Origin of the sequence: Kitasatospora sp. NPDC051170, from assembly GCF_044455705.1 — a bacterium.
Taxonomy (GTDB): Bacteria; Actinomycetota; Actinomycetes; order Streptomycetales; family Streptomycetaceae; genus Kitasatospora.
Genome location: NZ_JBITFA010000032.1, coordinates 19744 through 28545 on the forward strand (window position 1 = coordinate 19744; position 8802 = coordinate 28545).

General features: G+C 71.7%; 2 protein-coding genes (1 of these 2 only partly in view). Both read right to left on the reverse strand.

Going from position 1 to position 8802, the window contains the following annotated elements; genetic code table 11:
• Positions 1 to 1327: the start of an amino acid adenylation domain-containing protein gene (locus tag ACIBCA_RS36755; RefSeq protein ID WP_396287531.1), read on the reverse strand. It extends 8450 nt beyond the left edge of the window; the window shows 1327 of its 9777 coding nt (coding positions 1–1327); it begins with the start codon at positions 1325 to 1327; its stop codon lies beyond the left edge, outside the window.
• The gene (locus ACIBCA_RS36760) at positions 1324 to 8802 is read right to left on the reverse strand and encodes an amino acid adenylation domain-containing protein (protein ID WP_396287532.1); all 7479 of its coding nucleotides are present in this window, start codon (positions 8800 to 8802) and stop codon (positions 1324 to 1326) included. Before ACIBCA_RS36760 ends, ACIBCA_RS36755 begins: the two co-directional genes overlap by 4 nt.

Genomic DNA, 8802 nt, shown 5'->3' on the forward strand with positions numbered 1-8802 from the left:
CACTCAGCCGCACCGACGGATCCGCGACCACGGCACCCAGCACCCGCACCCAACGCTCCGCCAACACCTCCACCGACCCCGCATCGAAGAGATCGGCGGCACCGGTCATGACGCCCCGCAGGCCGGCCGGCTTGCGGTCGGTGTCGAAGACCTCGGCGATCACCAGTTCCAGGTCGAACTTCGCCACCCCGAGACCGGCCGTCGCTTCCCCGGTCGTGCCCGCTGCCGACACGCCGGCCAGGTCGAGCGTGGCACGTGCGTTGTTCTGGAGGGTGAGCATGACCTGGAACAGCGGGTGCCGGGACAGCGAACGCTCCGGCGCTAGCTCCTCCACCAGCCGCTCGAACGGCACGTCCTGGTGCGCGAAGCCCGCCAGGCTCGCCTCACGAACGCGGCCCAGCACCTCGACGAACGTCGGATCACCCGAAAGGTCCGTCCGCACCACCAGGTTGTTCACGAAGAACCCGACCAGATCGTCCAGCGCCTCGTCCGTACGACCAGCCACCGCCGTCCCGACCGGAACGTCCGTACCGGCCCCCAGCCGCGACAGCAGCACCGACAACGCACCCTGCAACAGCATGAACACCGTCACGCCCTGGGCCCGCGCCAACTCCACCAGCCGCGCGTGCACCTCGGCCGGAACATCCAGCCCCACGCCGTGCCCACGGTACGAAGCCACCGCCGGCCGACTGCGGTCGAACGGCAGCTCCAACTCCTCCGGAACCCCCGCCAACACACCACGCCAGTACTCGATTTGGCGGGACTGCAGGCTGCTCGGGTCCTCGGCGTCGCCCAGCAGTTCACGCTGCCACAGCGTGTAGTCGGCGTACTGCACCGGCAGCGGCACCCAGTCCGGTTCCTTGCCCTCGCAGCGGGCCGCGTAGGCGGTGGAGACATCGTCGGCCAGCGGGCGACGCGACCAACCGTCCCCGGCTATGTGGTGCAGCACGACCACGAGGACGTGCTCGTCCGGGGCCGTGGAGAACAGCCACGCCCGGATCGGCACCTCCACCGCGAAGTCGAAGGCATAGCCCTTCGCCTCGGCGACCGACGCCGCCAGACCCTCGGGCTCGACCCCGACCTCCGCCAACTCCCAGTCCAGCTCGTCCAGTTCGACGACGTGCTGGTACGGCTCGCCGTCCGCGACGCGGTAGACCGTCCGCAGCACCTCGTGCCGGCCGATCACATCCCGCAGCGCCAGACCCAGTGCCGCCCGGTCCACCTCACCCGAAAGACCGAGTACCACCGGGATGTTGTAGGTCGCACTCGGCCCGTCCAACTGGGCCAGGAACCACAACCGACGCTGTGCGAACGACAACGGGATCATCGAGACTCCTCCTGCTTGCGCATCGGCCGCAGTGCCGGCCGCGCAGCGGCTTCCTCAGTGAGCTGTTGAACGGCGGGATCCGCCAGGCGGGCCGCAAGCCCCGCCACCGTGGGTGCCTCGAAGACCAGTCGCAGCGGCACCTCCAGGCCGGCCTCGGCCCGGATGCGGCTCACCAGCCGCACCGCGAGAAGGGAATGCCCGCCCAGCTGGAAGAAGTCGTCGTCGACACCGACGGACTCCAGGCCGAGCACCTCCGCGAACGCCGCGCACAGCAGTTCCTCACGCGGGGTCGACGGGCCACGCGAACCCACCGACAGCTCGGGTGCGGGCAGGGCCTTGCGGTCGAGCTTGCCGTTGCCGGTCAGCGGCAGCGCCTCCAGCACCACGAAGGCCGACGGCACCAGGTGACCGGGGAGTCGGGACGTCGACAACTCCCTGACGGACGCGATCAGTTCATTCTCATCATTGGCGCCCTGGGCCTGCTCCTCGGGGACGAGGTAGGCGACCAGCCGGGTGTCCCCCGGAGAGTCCTGACGCGCGACCACCACAGCCTGCGCGACCCGCGGATGCGCGGCCACCACCGCCTGCACCTCACCCGGCTCCACCCGGAAACCACGCACCTTCACCTGGTCGTCCGCACGCCCCGCGAACACCAACCGCCCATCCGCGGTCCACCGCACCCGGTCCCCCGTGCGGTACATCCGCTCGCCGTTCCCGTACGGGCAGGCCACGAACCGCTCCGCCGACAAGCCCGCACGGTTCACATACCCACGCGCCAACTGCGCACCCGCCACATACAACTCGCCCACCACACCCGGCGCCACCGGCTCCAACCCCTCATCCAGCACGAACACCCGCGTGTTCGCCACCGGACGACCCAACGGCACCACACCATCCACCACCTCCAACGGACCCGCGACCACACCCACCGTCGTCTCCGTCGGACCGTAATGATTGAAAACCCCACAACCCCCCGCCACCGACGACAACTCCGCCACCAGACCAGCCGAAGCCGCCTCACCACCCAGCACCAGAGAACCCCCCGGCACCAAAGCCCCCAACCCACCAGGCCCAGCACCCAACGCCGCCAGATGCGACGGCACCACCTTCACGAAATCAATCCCACAACCCGCCACATAACCCGCCACCGCCACCGGATCCGTCACCACATCCGAACCCAGCACATGCAACTGCCCACCCGAACACAAACTCGCGAACACCACCGTGTTCCCCAAGTCCGTCACCGCAGGCTGCAACAACAAGAACCGACCACCCACACCAGCACCACCCACACCGGCTGCGCCGAAACCCACCACCGACGGCACCGACCCCACATACGACGCCAACGCCCCATGCGTCACCGCCACACCCTTCGGCAACCCCGTCGACCCCGACGTGTACACCACGTAAGCGATGTGACCGGGGAGCAGAGGACCACCGAGCTCGGCCTCCGCCAACGGCGTCGCCTCGAGTCCGGCCAGTTCCGCAACCGTTGCGGGTGCGTCGAGCAGGACGGCCGGTGTGCTCGCCGGCACGACCGCGGCCGTGGACCCGTCGGTGAGGACGCACGCCGCGCCGCCGTCGGCGAGCGTGAACGCGATCCGCTCGACGGGGTGGCCGGGGTCGATCGGCAGGTACGCCCCGCCGGCCTTCCACACCGCCAGCAGCGCCACAACGGTGTCGATTCCCCGCGGCAGGCACAGGCCCACCACCGACTCCGGGCCCACCCCGCGCCCGACCAGCAGACGCGCCAACCGGTTGGCCCGCCCGTCGAGTTCGGCGTACGACACCTCGACCCCGTCGAACACCACCGCCACCGCATCCGGTGTCCGCGCCACCTGCGCCGCGAACGACTCCGGCACCAGCGACGACGGCACCTCACCCGCGGTGTCGTTCCACTCCACCAAAACCCGGTGCCGCTCGGCCTCGCCCAGCACGTCCACCGCGCTCAGCCGCACCGACGGATCCGCGACCACGGCCTCCAGCACCCGCACCCAGCGCCGCGCGAGCAGCTCGACCGAGGCCTCGGCGAACAGATCCGCCGCACCGATCACCACTCCGCGCAACCCGGCAGCCCGCCCCTCCGCGTCGAAGGCCTCGCTGACCAGCACCTCCACGTCGAACTTCGCCGCCACGGAAAGGGTGGTCACCCCTTCGACCGAGACTCCCGCGAGGTCGAGCACTCCTCGGGCGTTGTTCTGGAGGGTCAGCATGACCTGGAACAGCGGGTGCCGGGAGAGCGAACGCTCCGGCGCCAGCTCCTCCACCAGCCGCTCGAACGGCACGTCCTGGTGCGCGAAGCCCGCAAGGCTCGCCTCACGGACCCGGCCCAGCACCTCGACGAACGTCGGGTCCCCCGAAAGATCCGTCCGCACCACCAGGCTGTTCACGAAGAACCCGACCAGATCGTCCAGCGCCTCGTCCGTACGACCAGCCACCGCCGTCCCGACCGGAACGTCCGTACCGGCCCCCAGCCGCGACAACAGCACCGACAGCGCACCCTGCAACAGCATGAACACCGTCACACCCTGCGCCCGCGCCAACTCCACCAGCCGCGCGTGCACCTCGGCCGGAACATCCAGCCCCACACTGTGCCCACGGTACGAAGCCACCGCCGGCCGACTGCGGTCGAACGGCAGCTCCAACTCCTCCGGAGCCCCCGCCAACGCACCACGCCAGTAGTCGACCTGCCGCGACAGCACACTCTCCGGGTCCGCCACCGAACCCAACAACTCACGCTGCCAGAGCGCGTAGTCCGCGTACTGCACCGGCAGCGGCACCCACTCCGGCGCCACACCCGCACACCGCGCCGCATACGCCGCCGACACATCCCGACCCAAAGGACCCATCGACCAGCCGTCACCCGCAATGTGATGGATCGTCACCACCAACGTGTGCTCATCCGGCCCGACCGAGAACAGCCACGCCCGGATCGGCACCTCCACCGACAGATCGAAGACACCACCCGCCGCCGCCGCAACCGCACCCGCCAGCTCCGACGCGGCGACCACACCGCCCTCGAGCCCCCAGTCCAACTCCTCCACACCCAGCACATGCTGGTACGGCTCACCCTCCGCAACGCGGTAGACCGTCCGCAGCACCTCGTGCCGCCCGATCACATCCCGCAACGCCAGACCCAGCGCCGCCCGGTCCACCTCACCCGAAAGACCCAGCACCACCGGAACGTTGTACGTCGCACTCGGCCCGTCCAACTGACCCAGGAACCACAACCGCCGCTGCGCGAACGACAACGGCACCCGCTCCGGACGAACACCCCGCGTGAGCGGAAGCCGAGCCGTGTCCGAGTCCGCGAGCGCCACCGCGGCGAGCCGGGCCGGAGTCCGGGCCTCGAACAGCGCCCGAAGCGGCACCTCGACGCCCAGCACCGCCCTCACCCGGGAGATCAGCCGCACCGCCAGCAGCGAGTGCCCGCCCAGCTGGAAGAAGTCGTCCTCGACCCCGACCGCCGCCACTCCGAGGACCTGCGCGAAGGCCGCGCACAGCAGTTCCTCGTACGGCGTGACGGCCTCCCGCGAGCCGGTCGAGACCGGGTTCGCGTAGTCCGGGGCGGGCAGCGCCCGACGGTCGAGCTTGCCGTTGACCGTCAGAGGCAGCGCGTCCAGCGCCACCACGGCGGCCGGCACTAGGTGGTCCGGCAGCTGCCCGGCCACGAAGCCGCGCACCGACTCGGCGAGGTCCGCGGGCTCGGAGGAGGCATCGGGGCCCCCGGCCGCCACGAGGTACGCGACCAACCGCCGGTCCCCCGGCACGTCCTCCCGCACCACCACCGCGGCCTGCGCCACCCCCGGATGCGCGGCCACCACCGCCTGCACCTCACCCGGCTCGATCCGAAAACCACGGATCTTCACCTGCTCGTCCGCACGCCCCGCGAACACCAGCTCACCATCCGCCGTCCACCGCGCCCGGTCACCCGTGCGGTACATCCGCTCACCCGGCACCCCGAACGGACACGCCACGAACCGCTCCGCCGACAGACCCGCACGCCCCACGTAGCCACGGGCCAACTGCGCGCCGGAGACGTACAGTTCGCCCGCCACGCCGACCGGGACGGGCTGCAGCGCATCGTCCAGGACGTACACGCCCTGGCCGGGGATCCCACGGCCGATGACGCTGTCGGAGCCCGGGTTCTCCGGGTCGATGGTCCGATGGGTGACGTGCACCGTCGTCTCGGTGATCCCGTACATGTTGACCAGCACCGGGCCGGCGCCCGACTGCCCGGCCGCCCAGTCCTTCAGTCGGGCCGGGTCCAGGGCCTCCCCGCCGAACACCACCGCCCGCAGCGCACTGCCCGCCCCGGACCGGCCGGAGGCGGCATCGGCCGCCGTCAACTGGTAGAAGGCGGACGGTGTCTGGCTCAGCACCGTGACACGCTCGCGGTCGAGCAGCTCCCGGAACTCCTCGGGAGAGCGGGACACCTCGAACGGGACGACGACGACCCGCCCGCCGTGCAGCAGCGCGCCCCACAGCTCCCACACCGAGAAGTCGAACGAGAAGGAGTGGAACCAGCTCCACACGTCATCGGGGCCAAAACCGAAGAGCCCCTCCGTCGCGGCGAACAGGTCCACCACGTTGCGGTGGGTGACCGCAACGCCCTTGGGGCGGCCGGTCGAGCCCGAGGTGTGGATCACGTACGCCAGGTGCCCGGGCAGCAGCTCGCCCGCGCGCTCGTCCGCCGTGAGCGCGGCACCGGACAGGCCGGCCAGCCGCTCGGCGGTCTCCGGCGCGTCCAGCACCAGCACCGGCAGGTCCGCGTCCTCGGGCAGCACCCGCACGCAGGCGGTCGAGGTCAGCACGTACGCCGCGGCCGCGTCGGCCAGGGTGAAGGCGATCCGCTCGGACGGGTAGCCGGGGTCGACGGGCAGATAGCCGGCGCCCGCCTTGAGCACGCCCAGCAGAGCGGTGACGGTGTCGGCGCCGCGCTCCATGCAGACCGCGACCAGGTCGTCCGGGCCCACGCCCTGCTCGGCGAGGTGCCGCGCCAGCCGATTGGCCCGCACGTCCAGCTCCCGGTACGACAGCTCGACGCCGTCGTGCACCACCGCGACGGCCTCCGGCGTCCGGGCAGCCTGGGCGGCGAACAGCTCCGGCAGCGTCCGGGCCGGTCCGCCGGCCAGCGGGGTGTTCCACTCCGTCACCATCCGGTGCCGCTCGTCCGGGCCGAGCACCTCCACCGCGCTCAGCGGCACGTCCGCGCCACCGTCGAGGGCGTCCGCCAGCGCGGCCGCCAGGTTGTCGACGGCGGTGTGCAGCAGATCGCACACGGCCCGGGGGGCGGCGGGGGCGACCGCGTCCACGGTGAGCCTCATGCCGACCCCGGCTCCGTCGTCGTCGACGGACACCGCCAGTGGGAAGTTGGTCCGCGCCCGGATGAAGAGCGTCCTGATCCCCTCGAACTCCTCGTCCCGGCTGACCTCGCCACCCGGTTCCGCCGCCCGGTGCCGGGTGTTGTGCCGGTAGTTGAACATCGAGGTGAAGAGGGGCGCGTTCCCCGGCATACCGCTGGCCTGCTGCGCCACCATCAGCGGCGCGTGCTCGTGGGCCAGCAGGGCGGCGAGCTGGTGCCGCAGTCCGGTCACCGCGTCCAGCACGCCCGAATCGGCCACCCGGACCCGGACGGGCAGGGTGTTGATGAACGGGCCGTGCACCTGGTCGGCGCCGGCGCCGGCGTTCATCCGGCCGAACAGGACGGTGCCGAACACCACGTCCTCACGGCCCGAGACGGCGGCCAGCACCCGCGCCCAGGCGAGGTGGAAGAGCGTCGCCGGGCTCAGTCCGAGCCTGCGCGCCACCGACCGCACCCGGTCGGCCACCTCCTCGTCCACCGCGAGCCGAGCCTGCTCGGCCGCGACCCCGTCCCCGTAGATGTCGGTGAGTCCGTACGGGGCGGTGGGCTCGGTGACGTCGGCCAGCAGCTCGGCGAAGTGCTTCTCGTGCTCCGTACGCGCCGTGCCCAGACGGGCCTGGGCGACGAACTCACGGAAGGGCAGCGGCTCGGGCAGGTCGGCCGTGCGCCCCTCCATGATCGCCTGCACCTCGGCCAGCACCGCCTCCAGCGTGGTGTGGTCGCGCACCATCTGGTGGATCCGCAGCAGGGCCAGCTGGCCGCCGTCCGCGCCGACCGGGTCGGCCGCCAGGTGCAGGTCCAGCAGCGGCGCCCGGCCCAGGTCCATCGACGCCCCGGCCGCGGCCAGCAGCTGCTCCACCGCGCCCGGACCGTCCGCCGACAACTCGACCTCGGTCACGGGGAGTTCCGCGCGGCGGGCGACCACCTGCACGGGCTCGGGCAGGCCCTTCCACGCGATCGACGTGCGGTAGATGTCGTGCCGGTCGATCACCACCCGCAGCGCCGCCACGAAGCGGTCCAGCCGCTCACGCGAGTCGAAGCCGAGAACCGTCGGCAGCACGTACGCGTCGCCGCCCTGCGAGTCCGCCAGCAGGTGGTGGAAGAACATGCCCTCCTGGACGGGCGCCAGCGGGTAGACGTCGGCGAGGTTGGCCGCGCCGCCGGGCAGTTCGGCGAGCAGGCGCTCCAGCTCAGCAGCCGACAGCTCGACCAGCGGCAGCATCTCCGGGGTGACCTCGGTCGCGCCGTCCGGGATCCGCCGGGCCGGCACGGCGACCTGCTCCGGGCCGACGACCAGGGCCAGCTCGGCGGCCGTCGGAGTGTCGAACAGCACCGGCACGGACACCGACACCCCCCGCACGCGCAGCAGTTCCACCAGCCGCACCGCGAGAAGGGAGTGCCCGCCCAGGGCGAAGAAGTCGTCGTCGACACCGACGGACTCCAGGCCGAGCACCTCCGCGAACGCCGCGCACAGCAGCTCCTCGCGCGGGGTCGACGGGCCGCGCGAGCCCTCCGACCGGGCGGCGGAGCCGGGTGCGGGCAGGGCCTTGCGGTCGAGCTTGCCGTTGCCGGTCAGCGGCAGCGCCTCCAGCACCACGAAGGCCGACGGCACCAGGTGACCGGGGAGTCGGGATGTCGACAACTCCCTGACGGAAGCGATCAGTTCATTCTCATCATTGGCGTCCTGGCCCTGCTCCTCGGGGACGAGGTAGGCGACCAGCCGGGTGTCCCCCGGAGAGTCCTGACGCGCGACCACCACAGCCTGCGCGACCCGCGGATGCGCGGCCACCACCGCCTGCACCTCACCCGGCTCCACCCGGAAACCACGCACCTTCACCTGGTCGTCCGCACGCCCCGCGAACACCAACCGCCCATCCGCGGTCCACCGCACCCGGTCCCCCGTGCGGTACATCCGCTCGCCGTTCCCGTACGGGCAGGCCACGAACCGCTCCGCCGACAAGCCCGCACGGTTCACATACCCACGCGCCAACTGCGCACCCGCCACATACAACTCGCCCACCACACCCGGCGCCACCGGCTCCAACCCCTCATCCAGCACGAACACCCGCGTGTTCGCCACCGGACGACCCAACGGCACCACCCCGTCCAC